This is a genomic window from Deltaproteobacteria bacterium (assembly GCA_016210005.1).
GTDB lineage: Bacteria > Desulfobacterota > Binatia > HRBIN30 > JACQVA1 > JACQVA1.
In genome coordinates, this window is sequence record JACQVA010000262.1 from 47059 (window position 1) to 69064 (window position 22006).

The following is a 22006-nucleotide window of genomic DNA, read 5'->3' on the forward strand; positions in this document are numbered from 1 at the left end:
GCCGCGACGCACACCATCTTCGCTCGGAATTTGAGTTGCCAATGAACCCTACAATTTCGACTCTCGACACACTCCGTGCTCGCGCGGCGCGCTTGCGCGCGCACTCGTTGCGCTCGACCGCGGAGGCCGGTTCGGGTCATCCAACCTCGTGCCTCTCGGCCGCCGACATCGTCGCGGCGCTGTTCTTCGATGTCATGCGCTACGATCCGGCCAACCCGCAGCATCCGGCCGCCGACCGCTTTGTGCTCTCCAAGGGGCACGCGGCGCCGCTGCTTTATGCCGCGTGGGCGGAGGCTGGCGCCTTCCCGCCGGAGCGGTTGCTCACCCTGCGGCGCTACGACAGCGAACTGGAAGGACACCCGACGCCGCGTTTCTCCGGAACGGTTGGTGCCACGGGATCACTCGGACAGGGCCTTTCGATCGGAGCCGGCCTCGCCCTGAACGCAAAGCACCTCGAGCGGCTGCCGTACCGCGTCTACGTGCTGCTCGGTGACGGCGAGACGGCGGAAGGCGCGGTGTGGGAAGCCGCGGCCTTCGCCGCTTATTACCGGCTCGACAACCTGGTGGCCATCGTCGATGTCAACGCCCTGGGCCAGAGCCAGCGCACGATGTACCAGTGGGATCTCGAATCCTATCGCGCCCGTTTCGCCGCCTTCGGTTGGCACGCGGTCACCATCGATGGCCACGACCTGGCCGCGATTGTCGAGGCGCTGCGCGCCGCCGCCACCGTGACCGACAAGCCGGTGGCGATCATCGCCCGCACCGTGAAGGGTAAAGGGGTTTCGTTCCTCGAAGACAAAGACGGCTGGCACGGCAAGCCGCTCAAGAAGGGCGACGAGCTGGAGCGCGCGGTCGCAGAAGTGATGCAAAACGGCGGCGCGCAACCGCCGGCGCCACGCATCGCATCGCCGCCGGCAGCGCCGGCCCCGGCAGCCGCCAGCAAGCCGGTGGCGCTGCCGAGCTACAAGCTCGGGCAGGAGGTGGCGACACGCGAGGCCTACGGCAGCGCTCTGGTGAAGCTGGGGGACGTCGATCCGCGTATCGTCGTGCTCGATGGCGACACCAAGAACTCGACTTTCGCCGAGCGCTTCTTGCAATCCCATCCCGACCGCTATTTCGAGGCCTTCATCGCCGAGCAGAACCTCATCGGGGTCGGTGTGGGCTTGGCGATTGCGGGCAAGATTCCGTTCCTCTCGAGCTTCGCCTGTTTTCTCACCCGCGGGTTTGACCACATCCGGATGGCGGCGATCTCGCAAGCCAACCTCAAACTCGCGGGCTCGCACGCCGGGGTCTCGATCGGTGAAGACGGCCCATCGCAAATGGGCTTGGAAGACATTGCCATGATGCGCGCGGTCCCGGGCTCGGTGGTGTTGTATCCAGCCGATGCCGTCAGCGCCGAGCGCCTGGCCGGCATTGCCGCGGCGGTTACGGGCATTGTCTACTTGCGCCTGAGCCGGCCCAAGACTCCGGTCTTGTACGCCAACGACGAGCAATTCCCGATCGGCGGCTCGAAGGTGCTGCGCGCAAGCGCACACGATCAGCTCAGCGTGGTGGCGGCGGGGGTGACGTTGTACGAGGCCCTCAAGGCGCATCAGCAACTGGCCGCCGCGGGCATTCACATCCGCGTGATCGATGCCTACTCGGTGAAACCGATCGATCGCCAGGGCCTGCTGCACGCGGCGCGGGCGACCAACAACACCATCATCACCATCGAAGACCATTTCTACGACGCCGGCCTCGGCGACGCAGTCCTCAGCGCGCTGGCGACCGCTGGCGTGCGCGTGCACAAGCTTGCCGTCGCCACCGTCTCGCGTTCGGGTAAGCCCGCCGAGCTGCTCGCCGCCCACGGCATCGACGCCGGCGCGATCGTCGCCCTGGCGCGCGAACTGGCCGCCAGCAAATAGACGGGCAGCACACCCTCGGCCCAGCTAATCGCGGGTGCGGGTTTGTGCCCGGCACCGCTCAGGAGTACCCTCGACTCCGCTCTCTAGGGTGGCGCTCATGCCGGCGACCTCGCTCAGCCAGGTCATTCCCGTCCTCCAGTTGGCCATCGGGCCGGTGATTTTGATTTCCGGCATGGGGTTGTTGCTGCTGACGATGACCAATCGGCTCGGGCGTGCCATCGATCGCTCGCGTATTCTCTTCAAAGAACTGCGGTTGCTCTCGGGCTCGGAGCGCGAGCGTGTGCTGGCGCAGGTGCAGATCCTGTTCCGGCGCGCGCGCCTCATCCGCTTGGCCATCACACTGGCGGCAGCCAGCGCGATCCTCGCCGGCCTGCTCGTCATCAGCTTGTTCGTAGTCGCACTGCTGCAGCTCGAGCTGGGGCTGCTGATCAGCCTGCTCTTCATCGGATGCATGGCGGCGCTGGTGGCGTTCATGCAGGACATCCACTTGTCGCTGGTGGCCTTGCGCCTCGAGCTCGGGCACGCGGCCAGCGCCGAGTAACGCCCGCGCCTGGCGATATACGCTCACTACAAGAGTGGCCTTCGAAAACTCGCGCTGTGGATGCCGCTGCCGTGGCTCAGGGCCTTGTGCTCGAAGCGGGTGACCACGGCCAGCGGGCGGGGCGCGTCATCCGGCTCCAGCTGCGCCGCCAGCAGTGCGGTGACCGCGCCGAAATACGGCGCCACGTCGGTGGCGAAGTAGAGGCGGCCGCCGCGTATCAGCGTGCGCGCCAGCGCGGCGGCGAAGGCAGCGGTGAACAGCCGGCGCCGATGATGCCGGCGTTTCCACCACGGGTCGGGAAAGTAGACGTGGTAGGCCGCCACCGACTCGGCCGGGATCAGCGATGCCACCACGCAGGTGGCGTCGGCGCGCAGGACGCGCACGTTGGCGAGGCCGCGGGCCTCGGCCTCGTGCCTGAGCCGCACGGCGTGCGAGCTGGAGTTCTCGATGGCGAAGAAGTTGCGATCGGGTGCAGCAACCGCAGCGGCAAACAGAAAGGCGCCGCGGCCGGCACCGATCTCCACCTCCACCGGCGCAACACGGCCGAAGACGCCGCCCCAGAACTCGTGCGCGCTGATGCCGGACACCGGCAAAGTCGCCGGCTCGGGTGCGGCCGCGACCGCCGGGTGCCAAGGGCGTTGCGCCACCGGTGATTACCTGGAGCCTTCGAACAGCAGCCGGCCGCCGTCGACCGGCAGCACGACCCCGGTGATGTAGTCGGCGCGCGCCAGGAATAGCACCGCCTCGGCGATATCACCCGCGCCTCCTGCGCGCCCGAGCAGGGTGCGCGCGATCTCGCGCTGGCGCTGGGCGGCGTCGAAATCGTCCGGAAACAGCACCGGGCCGGGAGCGATGCCGTTGACGCGCACAAGCGGTGCCAACTCGATCGCCAGCGCTTGCACCAAGCCGGCGACCGCGGCTTTGGCGGCGCAGTACGGCCCGTACTCGGCCCACGGGCGTAAGCCGGCGACGTCGGCCAGCGCGACGATGGCACCGCCGCCGCGCGCCACCATCGCCGCACCGGCGCTCTGGGCCGGAAAGAAGAAGGCATCGAGGTTGCCGCGCATCATGTCGTCCCAGTCGCCGTCGCCCGCCTGCGCGATCGGCGTGCGCCGGAAGACACCGGCATTGGCGACCAGGAGATCGAGGCGGCCGAAGCGGGAGAGGGTGAAGTCGATCAGCGCTTGTGCCTGCGCCGGCCGGCTGACGTCGGCTTGAAAGCTCTCCGCCTGCACGCTGAACGCGCGCGCGTCTGCCGCGGTGTCCGCCGCCGCCTGCTCTGAGTGATGATAGTTCACAACTACGTGGCAACCGGCCTGAGCCAGGCGCAGCACCGTGGCCTGTCCCAGCCGGCGTGCGCCACCGGTCACCACCGCAACCGCCTCGCGTACGACCATGGCAAAACGCCTCAGTCGCCACCGTCGTCGGCGGCGGGCTCGCCGGCTACGGCTTCAGCGCTCTCGGCGGTGATGTCCGAGCCGGCCTCTTCGTTCTGCCGCGCCGGCTCCACAATTTCGTCGGGCAGTAATGCCGCCCCCGGCCCTTGTGGCTGTTCGTCGAACTCGTCGAGCGCAGTTTCGGACAACTCCTCCGCTACTGGCGGCTCACTGCTAACGGCGTCGAGCGGCACCGGCTCGATCGCGCGCAGTTGCTCCTGCAACGCGCCGAGCTCTCGCAGCGGCTGCGAGATCGGTGCACCGAGTGGGGCCGCGCGATCCTTCTTGACGGCGCCCACTGACAATTCGCCGGCAGCGCCGCCGGCGCCGACGCTGTCGTACACCGAGCCGGCTCCCAGCTCCGAAACCGGACCGCTATGCATGCTGCGCCCCCTGCCGTCGCGCACCGGCCGCGAATGCATCGAGCCGACGCTGCCTTCATGCACGCTCAGGCTGCCGCGGCGAACGCTGCCGGCGGCCTCGGACACCGGCGCCGCCGCCTGCGCCAACGCCCGCGCCTGCCCCTCTGTCACTTCGGCAGCCGCCGGTTGTAGCAGGAGACCGGCAAACGAGACGACAACCACGAACCCGTAGCGCACGCCCCGAGCGTAGCCAGCGCGGCACAGGGGTGCAAGCCTGCGGCGTGCGTGCTATGAAGCCCGCACTAGCCGGCCAGCGAATGCCCTTCGTCAACGACAAGCGCCTGTATCTGCGGCTCGGCGATCGGGTGAATCATCTCAACTACAGCCAGTGGGGTCAGGGCGTGGTGGTGGAGGAGATGACCTCGACGGTCCCTGGCGGCACCTGCCTGGTGCGCATCGACTTCCAGGACGGGCGGCAGCGCACTTTCAACAACGACATGGACAACGAGATGTGCGGTTACTACTTCGGCCTGCGCAAATTCTGGGAGTTCGACCCGCAAACCTTCGAGCCCACGGTGCGCCAGCGCCGCCGCCAGCCGCGCCGGCTCACTTCGCGCTGAACGACTGCGATTGAGGCCCCGCGCTGTGCACGCCTCGCGCCTTCCTGCCTCCACGCGGCGGTGTACGCCGGTGCCGGCCGGAATCAAGGTTGTACACGGCGGCTGATCGATGTCGCCCCGGTGATCAGCATGACCATGCGGTCGATGCCGATGCCGAGCTCGCCGCGGGGCGGCATGCCGTACTCGTCTTGCCATCAATTCAACCCCAGCGCCTTCATCGCCGCCATGAGCGGATCTCCGTAGAAGATCGGGTCTACTCGCTCCATGATGTCGGCCGACACTTCGAGAAAATGGCGCTTGTTCTCAATCGGGATCAGGGCACGTCGAGCCCCGTTCTCCATGCCGATTTGAAGCGCCTCGGACAACGAACGCACGGGCTTCAAGTTGCCTTGAATGCTGAGGTCGCCCAGTACGACCAGGGCGGGCAAGCCTGAATGCTTCTTGAGCGCCGAATGGATGGCGACCACCAGCGCGATCCCCGCATCGCACGAGACGCGGTTCGTGAGCAGGTCGATCGCCTCGACGTGGAAGTCCGTGACATCGAAGGCTTGCGCAATGCCCATGTTCACTTTGTGCCCTTGAATGTATGCGAACGCCCGCTGGATGGCCTCCTTCATCGTGCTGTCCAAGCCACCGGCCACCTTGAGCTTGCCGGTGCCCGGTGAGCAGCCCACCTCGATGCGATACAAGCCCACCTTGCCTTGGTCATCCACCGAGGCCGCGTACACCGACCCCGGCGCCAGCGGATCACTGGAAATCAGCCCCCGGCCACCCTCTTCCGGCACACCGACGTAACGCTCCTCCCGGGTCTCGTTGTCGATGTACGAGAATGAGGTCTGGTGGTACTCGAAGGAGCCCATCTTCTTGAGCTGTTCTTTCACGCGGCGCCGGCCTTCGAGCGCGATCTCCAGCAGCTCCGCCAGCTCCTCCTTCTGCACCTCGCCATCCGGGTGAAGCAGCTTGGCCAAACCCGCGACCGTCTTTCGCACGGCCTTCACGTCGCGGGCGTTCAGATGAGCGCCGAGCGAGAAGTGATGGTCCGTAATCTCGGCGAAGTTGTGCCGTCGCAGCTCGCGCAACGCCTCGGCCAGGTAGTCGACGATGAACCCGTAGTGGTCAGTGAAGAACTCGATCCGCATCTTCGGCACCTCCCAACCCGGGAGGTAGAAGTGAATGCGGTCGAGGAAGGCCATGTCTTCCCGAATCACATCGGGCATCGGCAGGAAGAGGTGCGACGATCGCACCATCACCTCGACCGGCTGATTCGTGTTGCCGAACATGGCGACTGACGCGATGCCCGAGAGCGCCTCCTTGCCCCGGGCGAAGGTGCCGGACTCGCAGTACGTCTTCAGCGTTGTCACCACCTCCTTGGGCATTTTCTGAAGGTCGGCCACTTCGTCGAAGGCCACCGCATCCCACAAACCGACCAGCCCCATCTTCCCGCTCGCCATGTTGTAGAAGAGGTTGGCGACGGTCGTTGGCCCCGTGAGCAGGATCACGTACGGACTCAGCTCCTGGTACGCATACGATTTGCCGGTTCCTCGCGGACCAAGCTCCACCAAGTTGAAGTTCGCCTCGCACAACGGAATCAGCCGAGTCAGGAAGAGTAGCTTGAGCCGCCGGCTGAAGTGCGACGGCTCCAGCCCGATGCTGCGGATCAGGAGATCGATCCATTCGTCGGCGCGGAACTCCCGGCGCCGCTGCCGGTAATCGTCGAGATCAAACGTTCCGAGCTGGATCGGCTTCAGGTCATCGATCCAGAACGGGCTCCGCTTCCCCTTCGCCTCTTCGTCGTACTCGTGGCGCAGGTTCACCTGCGCCCAGATGCCACCCATGAGCAGCCGGTCGTACTCGCGGACATACCGCTCGGGAATGTGCACGTGCTTGTGCCCGAAGTTGACGAACTCGGCCCAGTATTTGTCGTCGTCGGAGAGATACCGGACCTTCACCTTGTCGATCAGCGTGTGCCGGCCCTTCTCCCGCACGAACGATTGCGCTTTGTTCGCCTCGTCCGGCCGCACGAAGTTTTCGGCGATCGTGCTGTTGACGAGCCGGAGCCCCGCCTCGATGGCCTGCTGATCGTCAGTGGCGCAGTACTTCCCGAGGAGATACTCCAGCACGAACACCGGCACATTGGCGCCGACCTTGACCTTGCGGACGAGATCCTTCCGCACGACACGGCCGCCGAAGACGTCGTTGGCCTTCCGATCCAGGTCTGCGCGTTCAGTCATGCCCTCGTCTCCTAGATCCCGATCGCCACTTCTACATCGTCCAGCCGCTTCAGTTCCACCTGTGAGGCGGCATCCAGGATGTGGACGGAGACGATCTTCATGTCGGCGTCGGCGGGCAACATGAGCGTGATGGCATTCGGCTTGTCCTTTCGGAGGACGATTTCCTGCGTGCCGTCCTCGAACCCATATCCTGCCATCACCGCCGACCCGATGTCCTTCTTGTTGGCGCGTACCACGGCTTTCACCCGTTTTTCCTCAGCCCCGAAGAACTCGGTCAGCGAGTAGGTCGCCGTCACCGAGAAGAACCGAGTTGCGATCCGGGGACGTTCCATCGTCAAGGCGATCACGGCCTGGCCCGCCGGAACGGCATCGCGCTTCGCCTTCACCACGGCAACCGGAATGATCAACTCCTGCAGGGAGGCAGCACCGTGGAAGAACGATTCCGAGCCGCCCGCCTTGAAGCACGCCAGGCTGCGGGGCAAGGCCAACTCAAGGTCGCCGCCCAGCCCCACCCGGCTCGCTGGCACGCGCACAAATCCGTCAGCACTGCTTCCGCCCTTCCCAATCCAGACGCGTCGATGCAGATCGGCGGTATCGCCACCGGGTGGATCGATCTTCATTCCACTTTCGATCGCCTCGCCAAACAGATGGCCATGGTCCGCGGTGATCACCACGTCGGTCACGTCAAGAGACGCCAGTCTGCGCACGCCTTTGCGCAGCTTGTCGAGCACTTCGTCCATGTACCGGCGCGCCTCGTCTTCGTCCTCGGCACTCTCGCCGCGGCGGTCGATTTCTTGTGAGGTCACCAACACGAAGTCAGCCGCGCTGATTTCATCGCGCAGCTTCTTCGACGGTTTGATGAGCTCGTTGAGCTTCACATCGACCACCTTGCCGCCGACGCGGTCCCGCAAATGCTTCACCCGACCGGCTCGGTCCTTGAGGATGTTCCCGCCGATCTTCAAGGCGACCTTGCCAGCACCTGCTTCGACCAACTCCGCGCCATGGTCGGCCCCGGGCAGCAGAGCCGACATCCCGACCTCCGTGATCGTCGGAAGCTGGGCGATGCCGGGGATGAGCTTGACCTCAAGCTCATCCCCAAGCCCGTCAACGAACTCGCGCCCCATTTCGAATCGCATCGCGTCGACCCAAATGTAGGCTGGTTTCCCCTTCGATTCCTTTCCCGATTTCGTGAGGGGCGCGACGAGGTTCGGAAAGATCTTCTCCTGATGCAGTACGTCCGCGACCGAGAAGTCGGCGGCGTCCAGCGCTGCAGTGAAGGCTTCGGCGCAGAGCGCGACGGCGTCCATGTATTGCTGCCGCGCGCGGTGGATGACCTGCTCGATGAGGTCGTGCTCACCACCGATCTCCAGATCGAAGATCGCGAACTGACGCTCCAAATGCCGGTGGTAGGTATCGAGCAGGCACCACGGTTCCGAGCCCGCAACGTATGCCTTCACAAACGCTGCAGGTGTCTTCGCCACGTTCTTCAGCTCCGCTTTGAGTCGGGCCGCAGTGAGAATCACGAGCGCAGCCGTCTCGATGAGCGACCAGCGCAGCTGGTTCGTTGGCTCTTCCGTGGACCAAAATGAACGCTTGCGTTGCTCGGCCAGATCGCGTGCGCGCTCCGGAGTCCCGTCAAACACGGTCTGCTCGGCGTGGCGCAGCAACTTCTCCTCGACCGACGGGAATGTTTCGATGCCGGCCAAGCATTGCGCCTCAAGGTTCAAACTGCCGATTGCGACCTCAGCATCAACCTCGCGAGCGGCAGCGACGTATGCCTCTCGGTAGTCAGAGCGGCGACGCCACGTCTGACACACCTTCGTGGCCATCGCCATGTGGTGGTCGCGCGCAGGCAACCCAGCGGATTCGAACTCCGGCACCGTTCCGCCGCGAGCACGCACTGCGGCAACGAACTCGCTCAGCAGCAAGACCCTTCGCAGGGCGTGGCGTGCGGCAGTGATGGAGCCGTTGGCATCAACCGCGACGCCGAGTTCGGATGCAAGCAGGAGTGCGATTTCCGGGAGGGCCTGCTTCGACGCAGTGGCTGCGTCGTGCTTCTCGGATGCGGCGAACATCAGCGCGACATCTTCCACCGATGCGGTGCCGAAGATCAGCTTCACAGCCCCCGATCCGACTGCCGCCGATTGTTCGGCAAGGCGGTCCAGATCTTCGAGCGTGAGGATGCCCTGCTCGACTTGTCGAGCGACGTCGCCGGCGCGGTCTGGCGCGAGGTCCTTGAACACCCGCTCTGCGATGACTTTCAGGCGTGTGTTGCGCTGCCACGGGTTGGCGCCGGGCTCGATCACGTGGCCCGCGCTCTCCGCTTCGATCAGGGCGTAGTGCGTCTCGCGGCGATCCATCGGCATGTAGACGAGCACATGCGGCGGCACGGTGCGTTCCGGTCGCGGATGGCCATCGGTATCGACAAATTCGAGTAGCGGCTCGAGCTGGGCGCGCAGCTCGAAAAAGCTGCCACAAAATCGGATGACAGTCGCGTCCGGCACGGTGATCTGCTCAGCGACGTGCACGTAGGAGCGTTCCGGGTCGTACCAGACTACGATGCCGGCGTCGTGCACCTGTTTGGTGACCAAGGAAACGACCGCGTCAGCGACTCTGCCCATGGGAGGAACGAGATCTCTGAAGAGTGTTTGTCTCAGGGTACGACTATTTCCACCTTCGCCTCGGCGCACCGCTGTAGCGTGGTGTCTCCTGTCAGGAAGACATCGGTCCCGTCATCGATGGCGGTCGCGAGGTGAATAGCATCGGGAGTCTTGAACCCGTATTTGGCCCGCAGTTCGGTGGCCTGGTCGATCACGGCCGGCGTCAACTCGGCGAGCACGAGACGGCGCGCGGAGAAGAACTTATCGTATCTTGCGAGCAGCCCCGTGTCCTTGTCTCGCAGCGGCCGCACGCGGCATTCCAGGCGCGATAGTTGGGACGTTACAATGCGAGCGCTCCGGTCCTTGCCGTGCTGCTTGAGCCGCGCCAGCACGGCTGCATGAAACGGGTTCGCCGCTTCAATGAGGTAGATGATGCAACACGCGTCGAGGTACAGGCGGCTCATCGATCCCCCCAGGACTCCCGCTCCTCCTGGATCTGGCGATCGATCTCCTGCTTTGTTCGCGTGCCCGGCGGTAGGGTCGCAATGTACTCGAAGACGTCGGGTTGCGTCTTTCGCCGAGATTTCCCAACGGCCCGGATTGCAACCTCGACAGGGCCTTTCAGCTCCCTGACCGGCTCTTCCAACTCAATGTGCCGCGCGTCGGAGAATCTACCCCGGACGACAATTGCCCTTTTCATCTGCTCCTCCAATTCCCGCACCCGCTGGTGCGTCGATCTTGTAGCCGCACACGACCCTCGGTGTTTTCGTCAATCTCGCGGTCAATCACGGCCTGGTGATCGTAGTAGTACGACAAGGCGTCATGTACCTGGGCGAGCGTCAGGTGCTCGAACTCTTTGACCACCTCCTCCGGGGACATGCCCTGCCGGAGGACGTAGTTCACCACCGAGCGAACCGGGAACTTCGTCCCTGCAATAATTGGACTGCCGCCGCAGTACCCCTTGCGGCTTTCAATGTAGGGGTGTTTCGCTTTCACTGCTGTTCGTGCCATTGATCTAGCCTCCAGTCTCCAGCCTCTAGCCTCCCGCCACAAGACCCTTCTCTCGCAACCGCTTGGACATCGTGCTCCACTCGTACTTGCCCTCGCACAGTTCGTCCCAGTACTGCTTGGCGACCTTCCAGGGGGTGATCTCGTAGAAGGGGGCGATGTTGAGGACGACGCCGTCGTTGAGGTCGGGATCGTAGCCGAGCGCGGCGACGCGTTCGAGGGCTTCCTTGAACGCCGTCAGCTCGGTGAGCAGGGCTTCCTGCTTGTCGATGGCCTTCTCGCGCTTGGTCCGCTGCGATTGCGGCAGCCAGTCCTTGCCCTGTTCGAGGCCGTCGGTCATTTCGCGCAGGCGGGTGGTCTCGCCGTTGATCTTCGGCAGCACGTAGTTGCGCAGTGCCTTGAAGACCGTGTCGCGGTCGAGGCGGTGGTAGTAGAGCCACAGGCCGTACGAGCACTTCGACGACTGCAGCAACCAATAGATCGGCGCTTTGCGCCGGCTCTTGGAGTAGCGCCTGATGTGGTCGGTGAAGAACCCGTTCGGATAGCGCAAGTAGTCGCGCAGGTCCTTCGCGCGGAGGATTTCGCATGCCTCCTTCTCGATGGCGTCGTGGCGGTCGCCGAAAAGGAGTTCGAGCACCTCGCGCACCCGGCGGACGATGTCGTCGGCGTGGAGGCTGTTGCCGTCCGGGCCGGGATCGTCGACCAGAATGCCGTCCCAATCGATTCGGACGGGATACCCCGGCGGCGCCTCACGCGCCGGCAGGCCGTCGGAGCCGGTCAGCATGCCGGGCAAGCACACAGGTAGGGGTGTAAACGGGTTGGGCGACTCAGTCGGTCGCGTCTCGCCCGTTGCAACACGGAGATTCCACCGGCCAAACACGCAGCCGAGAGCGTACGAGAGCAGATCCCTCGTCAGCGAGGGCCGATCAAGAGCGAAGGCTTCGCTTGCATCTCCCTCTTCGGATCCGGCTGGCGCACCGTCGGCAACGTCGACGGCCGCTGACTGCCGACCGAGAATCACAGACCTGATTGCGTCCCGCTCGTCGTCGGCGATGCCGTAGGCGTCGAATGCAATCTCGTCTATTCTCGCTTGAATCTCCCGAAGCCGGTTGCCGTTGCACTCGATCCGCCTTGAAAAGCGCGTGGCGCGGTCAGCAATGCTGCGCCCCGTCTCGGCTACAACCGATGGCGAGAGATAAGCGTGAGATATCTCATCGGATCGGTACGGAAGGCGGTTGCGCGCACATCCTTCTTCCGCAAGACGCCTCAATTCATCGGCGGCTGCGCTTCCAAGCTCAGGGATCGGCACTTGCTGAATCAACCCGGCCTCGTACTGAACCCCACCCACCTTGCCCGCGAATACGCGAAGCAGGTAGTCGAACATCGCGGAGTTGAACAGGCCAAGAAACGTAAGCAGCTCGGCGACGTCGCGCGCGAACGCCATCTTGCCTGCGTTGCTGAAGATGCAGCCCTCCGGAACCGCTTGCGCGGAGAAGACGATGCCTCGTAGTGGCCAGGTGAGGCCGGGCCGGAAGTAGAATGACTCGGCCTGCACCTTACGACTTGCACTTCCAACCTTGCATTCAACGAAACGCTTGAGTTCCAGTCCGCTCTCCTCCCAGTACACGACGGCTGGAACGGCTCCAAAGAAGCGCGAGAATTGGCCTCCACTGACAAGCGGGTACCAGCTCTTGCGCATTCGCTCTGGCGCGCACTCCCACCAGCATCGTAGAAAGCGGAAGTCGTCGAGCGTACCGAGCCCCACCTTTGCCGTTCGCCCCTCTCCTTCGTACGGCTGCAATTCCACAAACAGTCGCCTGACGCGGTCGCTCACCCAATACGCGAAAGGCGAGCCTGGGATCTGTCGAAACGAGTCGGGTTCGGCTGCGTGAACAACGGTGTCCATCGCGTGCCCGACGCGAGTGGTGTCTACGACGGCACGCAGCCCCGCGCCCTTGTCATCGGCAGAGAGGAGTCGGAAGAAGAGGGCCATGGGAGGGGGCTGGCGGCTAGAGGCTGGAGGCTGGCGGCCGGGGGAAGAGAGCGCCGTGAGCAGTGGCAGCGGGTTCGGGGCGTTCATCACGGAGCTGAGCCGGTACCTGCGAGTGGTCACCGAGGCAGACGGCGAGACGGTGCACAACGCGTTTCTTGATCGCGGCTTCAAGCCGTGAGAGAAAAGGGGTGACGGTCATGATCTTCCAATACCATGCCGATAGCGACATGCTGTACCTCAAGCTCGCTGAGGGTGTCAGCACCGAGTCGGAAGAGGTGGCGCCGGGTATCGTGCTCGACTTCGACGAGCACAACCGCGTGATCGGCATCGAGATCGAAGACGCCAGCAAGTCTGCCGATCTCTCCCGCCTGGAAGTATTGGCCCTGCCGCTCACGGACCTAGTCCTCGGCGAGAAACGCCCCGCACCGGCTACTGACCACTGATCACGGCTCACTGACACCTGCCTCCTTCGCCAAGCAGTATGCGGCGGTCTCGACCATCGCGGTGTCGAGGACGCCTTGGCCCAGGTCGGCGACGACCGTCGGCCGTGCTTCCTTGAGCAAGATCTCCTCACGCCACTTCTGGAACGAGGAGAGGAAGAAGCCGGTCCGCGAGGTGATCGCACCGAGCATGCCACCGGTGTGCAGCCACCCCACGCCGCGCTCGACGAAGGCCGCGTAGACGTCGTTCTTGGTTCGCGGGTAGGTCTTCTCGATGTACGCCTTGGACGGCTTGCTGGCCTCACCGAACGGTGGATTCATGAGCACGACCTCGAACTGCTGGCGACACACGTCGATGAAGGCGAAGCCGCGCTCGGCGTCGTCGGCGAACAGCCGCCGCAGGAAACCCTTGCCATTCGCTGCTCCGCTCGCATACCGATGCAGCTCCGCGATCACGCGCTCGTCCGCATCGTCCCAAAACTTCTTGTCGGTGATACCCGAGAGGTCGAAGAGCACCATCTGCTCGGCCTTGCGCCGCTCTGGCTCCGGAAACAATGCGAGCTGTTCCTTCTTCGGCCGTTTCAGCCATTGCTGCTTCGCGCGCGCGATGTCGTCGCGCACCTCCTCTTCGATCTTGAGCAGGGAACCGGCTTCGCCTGCCAGTTTCATCGAGTCGAAGACGCGGCGAACCAAGTCACCCAAGAGCTTCGGTTCCAAGCCAGCGGTGAACTCTTCCAGCAATTCGCGTTCACCGGGCATCGGCTCGGCGCACGCGATGTTCGAGCGTGTGATCCGCGGCCGCTCGGCGACCTTCAGGCCCAGACGCTGAAACGATCGCTGCGCCCGCAGCCACAACGCCAGCGCCGCGATCTGTGTGGCACGCAGGTCGATGTCGATGCCGTGCAGGTTGTGCTGCAGGACCAACGCCGGCAACGCACGGCGGAGCGACTCCAGCGTTGGGTAGGCGGTAGGCAGAGGGCAGAAGGCAGAATTCGAGTAGTCGTACCCTATCTCCTGGAGATCGCGTTCATAAGCCCTTTGATCAACCTGCCAACTTCCGCAGCTGATGCGAGGAGTGTCTCCGCCTGTTCCCGCGTTAAGTACTTCAGCCGCTGGGCAATCATGGCTTGCGTCTCCACCTCGCGAACCGAACCGTGCGCGATCGAGAGGAAGTTCACGAACTCCTTGGCCGACGACCGGCCCTGGCCCTCTGCGATGTTCGATGGAATCGACACCGCCGCGCGGCGGATCTGCGATGTCAGCGCGAACTGTTCCTCTTTCGGAAAGCTCCGTGTCGCCTGATACACCAGCTCCACGAGATCCATCGCCTTCTGCCAGCCGATGAGATCCCTGTAATTCTGTCCCGCCATCACTTCCTCCCTCTGCCATCAGCCCACTGCCTACTGCTTCCTCCGCTGCCTTCAGCCTACTGCCTACCGCATACTGCTCTTCCCAGCACTCTTCGTAGATGGTCTCGAGGACATCGAAGCCGTACAGGAGGAAGTGGGCGCTGCCGCACGCTGGGTCGAGCAGCTTCAGGTCGCGTGGGTCCTTCTTCGGGCGATGATGGACGTAGATTGACGCCACCGTCCCATCGCCCCTCCCATTGGTACCCTCACCCTCGCCCTCTCCCGCGGGTGATGCGGGAGAGGGGATTTCTCCGCTGCCGTCTGCCGTCTGCCTACTGCCTACTTTTTCCCCGCCCGCGTCGAGGAAGACCTCGTTCGGTTGGTACACGAGGTAACGGCAGGTCTCCTTGAGGCGCGTGCTACGCCGCTGCATCTCGAACCAGATGCGGCCGAGGGTGTTGTCGACCAAGAACTGGACGACGTACCGCGGCGTGTAGAACTGGTTGCGGAACGCTAGCTCGTAGGAGTTCCGCGGTGCGCTACTTTCCTTGCGCGCTTTGTCGCGCAGCTCCTTGGGGGTGAAGTATTGGTAGATCCAGCCGATCGTCTCGTCCTCATCCCACACGGCGGCAATGGCGTCACCGTTCAGAATGTCGAGCACCTGCTTCACGCACGCATCCGACGGAAAGATGATCGACTGCGGTAGGTGCCGCTCGAAGAGTACGCCCAGCTCGGTTGCCAGATCGTCGAAGAGGCATTCCAGGTAGAGCCGATAGCCGCCATCGAGAACGCCGCCGTTCTTCGCCGCTCGGCATGCTTCCGGGCTTACCTTCTGGAAGAGCAGGAAGCCCTTCGATTCCTTGCCGTGGCCGACCGAGTCGGGAATCAGCTCGCGGCTGTCGTGCTCCATCAGCTTCAGCGCCGCCAGTCGGTTGAGATGCGTGAACGCGGTCTCGCGGACGAATTGCTCGACGGCATCCTTGCGCGCGATGCCGAAGCTCTCGATGTGGCCGATCGCGTCGATGATGCTGGCGCGCAAGACGGGCACCGTCTCGTCGCCATACGGTGCAAACTCCTCAGCGACAAGGAACTGCCCCTTGGGAGTCACCCCGTATCGGCCCTCAAGTTGCCCGCGGACATCTTCCTCCAGCGCCTGGCGGCAGGCGACGACGGCGGAGCGGAGGGCGTTGCGGAGGGACTTATCCACGCTTCCCCCCGTCCTGACCCTTTCGACTTGGCTCGGGACAGGCTTCCTCAGCAAGGAGGAAAGGATCATCGCCGCCGGTCCGCCTTCCTCCCCCCTTGCGGGGGAGGATTGAGGTGGGGGGTGCCTGACTCAGAGCCGCGCAAATCGCCGCGATAACACCGTCGTGGTTTCGCAAGACCTCGTTGTTCCAAAATCTGAGCACTCGAAATCCCTGCGACTCCAACCATGCCGTTCGTTGGGCGTCGCGACCCGCCTGCTCCGCATGTTGGGCGCCGTCGACTTCCACAATCAGGCGCCTTTCCAAACAGGCGAAATCTGCGACGTAGGGCCCGAGTGGCTGCTGCCGCCGAAACTTGTGGCCGTGGAGTTGGCGCAGCCGGAGGTAACGCCACAACGTGCGCTCAGCTTCCGTAGGGTTCTTCCGCAGCAGCCGTGCCGTGCTGGCCATGCCTACCCCCCATCCTAACCTTCCCCCGCAAGGGGGGAAGGAACTTCGCGTTGAGGCCGCCGCTCGCGATGCCCCACGACCTTCCCCCGCAAGGCGGAAGGAACCGTAGAGCAAGCTGTTGCGGAGTTACAAATCACCGTGTTGACCTCCCAGCCTGCAGTCTCTAGCCTCCAGCCTCATTCCAAAACGATCCGCACGCCCTCGGCCAGCAGCTTCAGCAGGTGCTCCTTGAGCCGCTCGATGCCGGCCTCCACGTCTGCTGGGCTTTCAAGCCGACTGCCGAGAAATGCGGCCAACCGCACCCGCTCAACCCGCTGGTTCGGTGCGGCCATGCTTGCAAGCACCTGCAGGGCCGCGCCGCTCAGTCCTGCCACGGCGGCCATGTCGGCTTCGATCTCGTTGAGCGAGCTGCGGCAGGTGCTGCATGCCGGATTGCTGGCAGCGAGGCTCAGCTCCGCACATGATCGGCGCTGTAACGGTGCCAAGATGCCATCTTTTTGGGCCTGCGGAATGCTCGGGTCTGCCGCAACTGTCGCCCAGTCGGGTTGCCCCTTGATCTCCTCGATCGCCGTGGCGAACAACGTTGCCCGCTCCGTGTGCGCCGCTTCGTACAGACGACGGTGCTCGGCCTCGATAGCGGCGGCTGCCTGCCGCATCGCTTCGACTGCTTCGAAGAAGTTGGGGGATTGCAGGTTCTCTTGCAGCTCCTTGGCGCGGTCGACGAGGGCGCCTTCGCCGGTGCGAACCTGAACCGCCGGCCACTGCTCGTCCAAAACCGACCGGGCAGCGCGAATGATGTTGAGGTTCTCCTCCGTGGTCGCGTCGATCAAACGCTTCATCCGGAGGCGAGATTCCTTGTACGATTTGCCTTCGCCGCCCAGAGTCTTCACGCAATCGTCGGCTGGCATTTCGAGGATGCCTTCGACGGTGTGCAGATGCTCCTCAACCGCATCGGCTCCCGGGAGATGCAGCGCCTGCATCCGGGCCACTAACGGTAGGAGTTGCTCGCGGTCTTCGCTGGCGAGCTTCTGAAAAGCGGCAGCGATCGCGCCCTCTTCGATGTCGACGTCCTTACCTGTGATCTCCTCAAAGTGCCGCGCCGCATCCGTCAGCATCTTCAGGTCGAGTGCTTCACGCGGAGCGAACGATGCCGCGCGGAAGGCCGGTGTCTTCGTGAACGGAATGCGACACGCCGGGTCATTGTGGTTGCGGTACTTGCGCCCCTGATGCGTCACTTCAACCGCCCCGCCGCGCAGCAAGACGGCCAGTACGACTTTGAGGATCTCGCCCTCCCAGCCGTAGCCGATCCCCTCGAAGTGGGTTTCGAGCGACTTCCCCGTCACCTTGTTTCCGTAGGAGTGCTCACGCTTGATGTAATCCAGCACTTCCTTGCAGATCTCAGCCGTGGCGTTCGGGACGAATTTGCCGGCCTGCTTCGCGACAAGGTTCAGGCCGTTGTCTTGGTCGTAGAAGATCGCCGGCAGACCGTTGAGGTTCGCGGCAGTGAGGAACTTCTCGGCTTCGTCGCCTTTGAGCGGCCGGACGCCCATCTCGATCTTCGGAAACAGGGCCGGCACGGCGTGCGCGAGCATGCCCTGCATCACGTCCGGGAGCGTCTTGCCCAACGCGGAGCCGTCCTTTTCGACACCGCGGAAGAATCCCGATCCGGCCTGCAACACGTCGGTCAACTTGCTGCGGAGGTCACGTTGGATGCGGTCGCGCCGGATCTTCTCCTCGGCAAGGCACGACGATTCTTCGGGACTCAGTTTGCCTTGGGTGGCCAGGCGCTCATGCATCGAGACCATTTCGCGCGAGCGGTAGAGATCCTCGACCTGACGGTGGGTCTCATCCGTCAGTCCCGCTACCCAGAAGATGTCGTTCTGCCGTTCGTTACTGGTCGCGCGAGTCGTGCGGCACCGGTCCTGCCACTCGTTCTGGTCCTCGGCGGTGACCACGTTGAGGGCGATCTGACCATCGGCCTCGACGCTTTCGGCGTCGACGAACAGCGCCATCTTGAACGGCCGATTGTGAAAGCGGTACGTCCTCAGCTTCGGGTCGCCGAAGATCTCGCCGAACAATTCGCGCTTGATGCGGTTGCGCTCGGCCGGCTTTGGCGACAGACCACAGCGGGTGGTGTCCCACGTCTTCTCCTGGACCGTGAGGAGTTTATAGCCTTCTTCGGATTCCCGGACGAACTGCGCCGCCTCCAACGCCTTCAACGCAGCGATCACGTCTTGCAAGACGGAATCCGCTTCGACGCTGGGGTGCAGCGCAACAGCGATATTGTGCGGCGTTCGCGGCAGGTCCTTGACCGCCTCCAAGAGCGCGATGACCTTCGCGACGCTATGAGCCACCGCGTTCCCCGGTAGCTTCTTGGGGACGTCATCGACCTCGCGCGTGACTTCGCTGGGCAGCAGGTTGCCGGCATAGAGCAGTTCATACACGCGATCGAGCGTAACCAGCGTTCCGATCGGCGCATCGGACAAGTTCGTCCGAGGATGGATCAGCATCTGCTGCGCTTGCTTGATGATCGTGCGGTTGCTGCCGCCGATGTGACGCTGGGCACCGCGCTTGAACCGCAGCCCGGCGACGATGTCGATGCACAGATCGATCTGGTACGGGAGATACGGATAGAGACGAACGAAGTCGGCTTTGTTCAAGGCGATATTGCGGTGTGTTCGTTCGAGCGAGCAGACGGTCTTGAGGCGGCCCTCGTTGCGGTCGTAGAGCGTTTCAAGAACCGGCTTGGCGGCGTTGTTTTTCTCCAGGACGCGCTTGCCGGTGACCTCCGAGATGTCGGATTGTTTGAGATCGATCTGATTGGGAATCGGCGGGAAGCGCTCTTGCAAGCGCGCCAGCTCAATCTTCTTCGAGTCGAGTGCATCGACGATCTCGTTCAGCTTCTCCTGCGACGTGACCACGATCCAGCACGGCGCCACCGCCTTGCGTGCTTGGACGCGGTTCTTCCCTTCGACGCCGAAGGCTTGCACGACCGCTTGCAGGTCGAGCATCTTGTCCACGCTGCGCGAGACGTACTGACCCACTTCGTCGATGATGAACAGCAGCGCCTTGCCGGACCGGCGCCGGGCAGCCAACTCGAAGGCGCGGCTGGCCAGCCGGTTGGGATCGATGTCGGCGCGTCCCTTCTCGCCTAGGCCCTTCGCCCACGAGTCCGGAGCCGAGTATGTGTGCCGGTCGAGTTCATGGAGCACCGCGCTCGCCTCGTTGATGGCCAGTCCCAGCTTGCGCCGGACATCCCATGGCTTGCCATGAAGCTGCTGGAAATGCGTGCGGAAGTCGTCGAGGCGCCCGTCGCCTTCCAGGGTGATTTCGAGCTCGGCGAGGTCGAAGTCCTCCGGGTAGTCCAACTCGCGAAGCAGCGCCTTGTACATGATCTCGACAATCCGCTCGTTGGCGGAGCGCACGCCGCGATCCATCGAGACGTCGAAGATGACCGCGTGCGTCGGAACACCGGTGTTGATGACGTCGAGCAGTTGGGAAATCTTCTGATCCTTCACCGTCTCGGTGAAGATTTTGCTCGCGGTCCTACCGCCGACGGTTCGATTGCCGACGGTGTACCCGAGGATTTTCGCGAACAGCGATTTACCGGAGCCGAAGAAACCCGACACCCACACGCCGATACCCTCGTGTGGGTCGGCCTTCGCGTCGGCGATCGCTCGAAGGATAGTCCGGTAATGCTCCTTGATCGACTCGGTCGCGACGTACTCGGTCAGCTCGGTGTAAACCGATTCCTCGTTGGCCTGGTCGACCTTGATGACCTCTTCGATGCGTCGGCCCGGATCGCGGGCGAAGAGTTCGCCGATTTTCTGCATTCACCCACTCCCTCTCAGTAGATCTTCACGCGGTAGTTGTATGTGCCCGCACCTTGCCGCTCTTCCATACCCATGAAGCGCAAACTCGTAGCGCCCTCGCCTTCGGGCGCGTCAGTCGTGCCGGGATAGAAGAGAACGACCGGGACCATGGTGCGCCCGTGCAACTCGTCGAGCAGCTTGGCGCAGCGGTAGATCGCGGGAGCCAACGCGCCGGCACGCACAAGGAAGGCGCAATCAACCGCCGGATCGAAGCCCTCCATGCGTTTTACCAATTCGACCGGCAGCTCGGTGAAATCCTTGTCGGAGAGCAGCGTCGAGACGGTGCGCTGTGCCCGGTCGAACCCCAGTTTGCGTTCTTCTTTTGCGATCGCCGCGATTCCCTCCGTCTCGCGGATTGCCTTCCACAGGATCTCGCCGAGTGAGATGAAGTGGACGCGCCGCCGGGCGTTCTGCAGGCGCGTTGCCAGCCGCAAGCATTCCTTGCGAGCTGGAAACTCGTCCGACGGGTCGTAACGAAAGATCGTGAACGGCAGGTCGTGATAGGCGCTGATCCGCGGGGGATCGGCGAGAAGGTCCCGCTCCAGCCGCTCAATGCGTTCGCGCAGCGACGACATCAGCCATGCCCTCGGGGCTGTGGGCCGCGAAATCGAGGCGAACAACCCGGCCAGCAGCGTGGTACGTCAGCAGATGATGCTGGTGCGATTCGAAAAACAGTCGTTCGACGGCGGTAGGCGCCAACAGGAACAGGCGCCAGTCCGAATGGTCAACAAGGCGCGCGCCGGTCACCCCGAGCAGATGGAGCGCAAACGCTACGAACGCAAACGCCTCGATAGCGAGATGGGCGGGAGCGATGCGCTTTTTCACGCGCCCCTCGACGACGCCAAAGTCCCGCAGGGTCGAGAGCAGCCCCTGTGCTACCCGCACAACCACCGTGTCCGACCATACCCGGTGTTGGGCGCGAAGCTTCTGGCGAATCCAGGCTGCGGCGTCTTGCACACGCACCGTGGTCTGCCCTCGTTGCGCTTGCTCCCACACGATCTGCGTAGCGTAGTCGTACAGGATCGGCTCGCTGCGGGCGGTGATCCAGTAGTACACCGGTCGCAGAACCTCCAACGGCAGGTTGCGATCCTCCAGGGCTCGCACGAGTCGCCACGCCTCCGGGATCGGGCCGACGACGAAGCGGGGCAAGAAGGTCTGTTCGAAGACGTCGACCGTACGCGACCGAGATGGCTTGGCGAGTACGTTCGCGCGCACGCCACGGTCTTTCTGGCTGCTGGGCGGCTCCTCTGCCTGCCATCCTCTGACCAAGAGCCGGATGTCACCGAGCAATGCGCCGCCCTTTATGAGGCGTGCGTTGTAGAGCGGCGTGGCGCTCGCGCTCATGCTGGCCCTCGGGATTGCGGGGTGCGAAAGAACGGAAAGACGGGCCGCCCGGCCTCTCCGCGAAGATACGCAGCCGCCGCTCTCGCCAGCCAATCGGTGCCGAAGGCGCCGGCGTCGATGACCCCGCGTGAGTCAGGTTCGGCCACCTGCGCGTTTGCCGCGGTGGCACGCAGTCGGCTACGGAACTCATCGACCGAAAAGTCCCGGCTCAGGTCGTGGTCGTCGCACCCGCCCGCATCGAGCAACGCTTCAGCAGCATCGAAAAGAGTGATCGCGTTGGCGGCGCCCACACCGGCCAACACGCCCGCGTGGCGCTCTCTGGCCGATCTCAGCGCCAGCCGCATTGCGACGAACCGTGGGTTGCGCGGAAAGATCCGCTCGAGCGCATAGTGTCCCGCCGCTGTCAGCGCCTCGTCGTCCCACCACTTCAAGTGCTGCGAAGACCCCGCCTGGGCCACCAGCTGCGCAAGACATACAACCGCCCCTCTTTCTCCATGCTCCTGGACAATCGCCAACCAACCTTTCTGCGTCATGAGATGCTGCCCTGGCGCCGCTTCCATACCCGAGGCAGCTCCGGCTTGTCGAGCACGCGGTATCGTCCGCAGCAACAGCCACACCCTACGGCGGCATACAGGGGACCATCTTGCTGCG

The 22006-nt window shown here is 63.9% G+C and carries 21 protein-coding genes and 1 pseudogene; 6 read left to right on the plus strand and 16 right to left on the minus strand.

Features of this window, described 5'->3' with window-relative positions:
* Positions 1-41: 41 nt before the first annotated feature.
* A complete protein-coding gene (locus tag HY699_24850) occupies positions 42-1904 on the plus strand; it encodes a transketolase (GenBank protein ID MBI4519033.1) in 1863 nt (620 codons plus the stop codon).
* Between the two features lie 97 nt (positions 1905-2001).
* On the plus strand, positions 2002-2445 hold the full coding sequence (locus HY699_24855) for a DUF2721 domain-containing protein (GenBank protein MBI4519034.1): 444 nt from the start codon (positions 2002-2004) through the stop codon (positions 2443-2445).
* A 26-nt stretch (positions 2446-2471) separates the two neighbouring features.
* On the opposite strand, the gene HY699_24860 is transcribed toward HY699_24855, so the two are convergent.
* Genes HY699_24860 through HY699_24870 form a run of 3 tightly spaced genes read right to left on the minus strand, consistent with a single transcriptional unit; the run spans position 2472 to position 4480 of the window.
* Positions 2472-3092, minus strand: a complete 621-nt coding sequence (locus tag HY699_24860; GenBank protein MBI4519035.1) for a tRNA (guanosine(46)-N7)-methyltransferase TrmB — start codon at positions 3090-3092, stop codon at positions 2472-2474.
* 6 nt (positions 3093-3098) lie between these two features.
* A complete protein-coding gene (locus HY699_24865) occupies positions 3099-3842 on the minus strand; it encodes an SDR family oxidoreductase (GenBank protein ID MBI4519036.1) in 744 nt (247 codons plus the stop codon).
* 11 nt (positions 3843-3853) lie between these two features.
* Positions 3854-4480 carry a hypothetical protein gene (locus HY699_24870; protein ID MBI4519037.1) on the minus strand — a complete coding sequence of 209 codons (627 nt, stop codon included), beginning with the start codon at positions 4478-4480 and terminating at the stop codon, positions 3854-3856.
* Between the two features lie 53 nt (positions 4481-4533).
* Here HY699_24870 and HY699_24875 point away from each other — a divergent pair, with 53 nt between their 5' ends.
* Positions 4534-4863, plus strand: coding sequence for a hypothetical protein (locus HY699_24875; protein MBI4519038.1), 330 nt, complete (start codon positions 4534-4536; stop codon positions 4861-4863).
* A gap of 83 nt (positions 4864-4946) precedes the next feature.
* On the opposite strand, the pseudogene HY699_24880 reads toward HY699_24875, so the two are convergent.
* From HY699_24880 to HY699_24905, 6 genes and pseudogenes are all read right to left on the minus strand, one after another.
* A pseudogene (locus HY699_24880) lies at positions 4947-5048 on the minus strand (hypothetical protein).
* A gap of 9 nt (positions 5049-5057) precedes the next feature.
* Positions 5058-7094, minus strand: coding sequence for a protease Lon-related BREX system protein BrxL (brxL, locus tag HY699_24885; protein ID MBI4519039.1), 2037 nt, complete (start codon positions 7092-7094; stop codon positions 5058-5060).
* Between the two features lie 11 nt (positions 7095-7105).
* Positions 7106-9685, minus strand: coding sequence for a PglZ domain-containing protein (locus tag HY699_24890; GenBank protein ID MBI4519040.1), 2580 nt, complete (start codon positions 9683-9685; stop codon positions 7106-7108).
* A gap of 62 nt (positions 9686-9747) precedes the next feature.
* On the minus strand, positions 9748-10158 hold the full coding sequence (locus HY699_24895; GenBank protein ID MBI4519041.1) for a type II toxin-antitoxin system VapC family toxin: 411 nt from the start codon (positions 10156-10158) through the stop codon (positions 9748-9750).
* Between the two features lie 232 nt (positions 10159-10390).
* Complete coding sequence (locus HY699_24900; GenBank protein ID MBI4519042.1) at positions 10391-10705, minus strand: DUF433 domain-containing protein; 315 nt, start codon at positions 10703-10705, stop codon at positions 10391-10393.
* Between the two features lie 25 nt (positions 10706-10730).
* Positions 10731-11486 carry a hypothetical protein gene (locus HY699_24905; GenBank protein MBI4519043.1) on the minus strand — a complete coding sequence of 252 codons (756 nt, stop codon included), beginning with the start codon at positions 11484-11486 and terminating at the stop codon, positions 10731-10733.
* 417 nt (positions 11487-11903) lie between these two features.
* Between HY699_24905 and HY699_24910 the strand changes: the two genes are divergently transcribed.
* From HY699_24910 to HY699_24920, 3 genes are all read left to right on the plus strand, one after another.
* A complete protein-coding gene (locus HY699_24910) occupies positions 11904-12212 on the plus strand; it encodes a hypothetical protein (GenBank protein MBI4519044.1) in 309 nt (102 codons plus the stop codon).
* A gap of 481 nt (positions 12213-12693) precedes the next feature.
* Positions 12694-12873 carry a hypothetical protein gene (locus HY699_24915; protein ID MBI4519045.1) on the plus strand — a complete coding sequence of 60 codons (180 nt, stop codon included), beginning with the start codon at positions 12694-12696 and terminating at the stop codon, positions 12871-12873.
* Positions 12874-12892: 19 nt separating this feature from the next.
* On the plus strand, positions 12893-13138 hold the full coding sequence (locus tag HY699_24920) for a DUF2283 domain-containing protein (protein ID MBI4519046.1): 246 nt from the start codon (positions 12893-12895) through the stop codon (positions 13136-13138).
* Here HY699_24920 and HY699_24925 read toward each other — a convergent pair whose 3' ends face one another.
* From HY699_24925 to HY699_24955, 7 genes are all read right to left on the minus strand, one after another.
* Positions 13139-14068, minus strand: coding sequence for a hypothetical protein (locus HY699_24925; protein MBI4519047.1), 930 nt, complete (start codon positions 14066-14068; stop codon positions 13139-13141).
* A 74-nt stretch (positions 14069-14142) separates the two neighbouring features.
* Entirely contained in the window at positions 14143-14505 is a 363-nt protein-coding gene (locus HY699_24930; protein MBI4519048.1) for a four helix bundle protein, read from the minus strand.
* Between the two features lie 1178 nt (positions 14506-15683).
* Positions 15684-16139, minus strand: a complete 456-nt coding sequence (locus tag HY699_24935) for an endonuclease domain-containing protein (protein ID MBI4519049.1) — start codon at positions 16137-16139, stop codon at positions 15684-15686.
* A gap of 176 nt (positions 16140-16315) precedes the next feature.
* A complete protein-coding gene (brxC, locus tag HY699_24940; protein ID MBI4519050.1) occupies positions 16316-19972 on the minus strand; it encodes a BREX system P-loop protein BrxC in 3657 nt (1218 codons plus the stop codon).
* A gap of 14 nt (positions 19973-19986) precedes the next feature.
* On the minus strand, positions 19987-20586 hold the full coding sequence (locus HY699_24945; GenBank protein ID MBI4519051.1) for a DUF1788 domain-containing protein: 600 nt from the start codon (positions 20584-20586) through the stop codon (positions 19987-19989).
* Positions 20561-21355 carry a DUF1819 family protein gene (locus HY699_24950; GenBank protein MBI4519052.1) on the minus strand — a complete coding sequence of 265 codons (795 nt, stop codon included), beginning with the start codon at positions 21353-21355 and terminating at the stop codon, positions 20561-20563. The genes HY699_24945 and HY699_24950 overlap by 26 nt, the downstream gene beginning before the upstream one ends.
* Complete coding sequence (locus tag HY699_24955) at positions 21352-21888, minus strand: BrxE family protein (protein ID MBI4519053.1); 537 nt, start codon at positions 21886-21888, stop codon at positions 21352-21354. Before HY699_24955 ends, HY699_24950 begins: the two co-directional genes overlap by 4 nt.
* Positions 21889-22006 lie beyond the last annotated feature (118 nt).

Coding starts and splice junctions, on each gene's coding strand:
- HY699_24850 (MBI4519033.1), top strand. CDS start 42: ATGAACCCTACAATTTCGACTCTCGACACACTCCGTGCTCGCGCGGCG.
- HY699_24855 (MBI4519034.1), top strand. CDS start 2,002: ATGCCGGCGACCTCGCTCAGCCAGGTCATTCCCGTCCTCCAGTTGGCC.
- HY699_24865 (MBI4519036.1), bottom strand. CDS start 3,842: ATGGTCGTACGCGAGGCGGTTGCGGTGGTGACCGGTGGCGCACGCCGG.
- HY699_24875 (MBI4519038.1), top strand. CDS start 4,534: ATGAAGCCCGCACTAGCCGGCCAGCGAATGCCCTTCGTCAACGACAAG.
- brxL (MBI4519039.1), bottom strand. CDS start 7,094: ATGACTGAACGCGCAGACCTGGATCGGAAGGCCAACGACGTCTTCGGC.
- HY699_24895 (MBI4519041.1), bottom strand. CDS start 10,158: ATGAGCCGCCTGTACCTCGACGCGTGTTGCATCATCTACCTCATTGAA.
- HY699_24900 (MBI4519042.1), bottom strand. CDS start 10,705: ATGGCACGAACAGCAGTGAAAGCGAAACACCCCTACATTGAAAGCCGC.
- HY699_24905 (MBI4519043.1), bottom strand. CDS start 11,486: ATGCTGACCGGCTCCGACGGCCTGCCGGCGCGTGAGGCGCCGCCGGGG.
- HY699_24915 (MBI4519045.1), top strand. CDS start 12,694: ATGGGAGGGGGCTGGCGGCTAGAGGCTGGAGGCTGGCGGCCGGGGGAA.
- HY699_24920 (MBI4519046.1), top strand. CDS start 12,893: ATGATCTTCCAATACCATGCCGATAGCGACATGCTGTACCTCAAGCTC.
- HY699_24930 (MBI4519048.1), bottom strand. CDS start 14,505: ATGGCGGGACAGAATTACAGGGATCTCATCGGCTGGCAGAAGGCGATG.
- HY699_24935 (MBI4519049.1), bottom strand. CDS start 16,139: ATGGCCAGCACGGCACGGCTGCTGCGGAAGAACCCTACGGAAGCTGAG.
- brxC (MBI4519050.1), bottom strand. CDS start 19,972: ATGCAGAAAATCGGCGAACTCTTCGCCCGCGATCCGGGCCGACGCATC.
- HY699_24945 (MBI4519051.1), bottom strand. CDS start 20,586: ATGTCGTCGCTGCGCGAACGCATTGAGCGGCTGGAGCGGGACCTTCTC.
- HY699_24950 (MBI4519052.1), bottom strand. CDS start 21,355: ATGAGCGCGAGCGCCACGCCGCTCTACAACGCACGCCTCATAAAGGGC.
- HY699_24955 (MBI4519053.1), bottom strand. CDS start 21,888: ATGACGCAGAAAGGTTGGTTGGCGATTGTCCAGGAGCATGGAGAAAGA.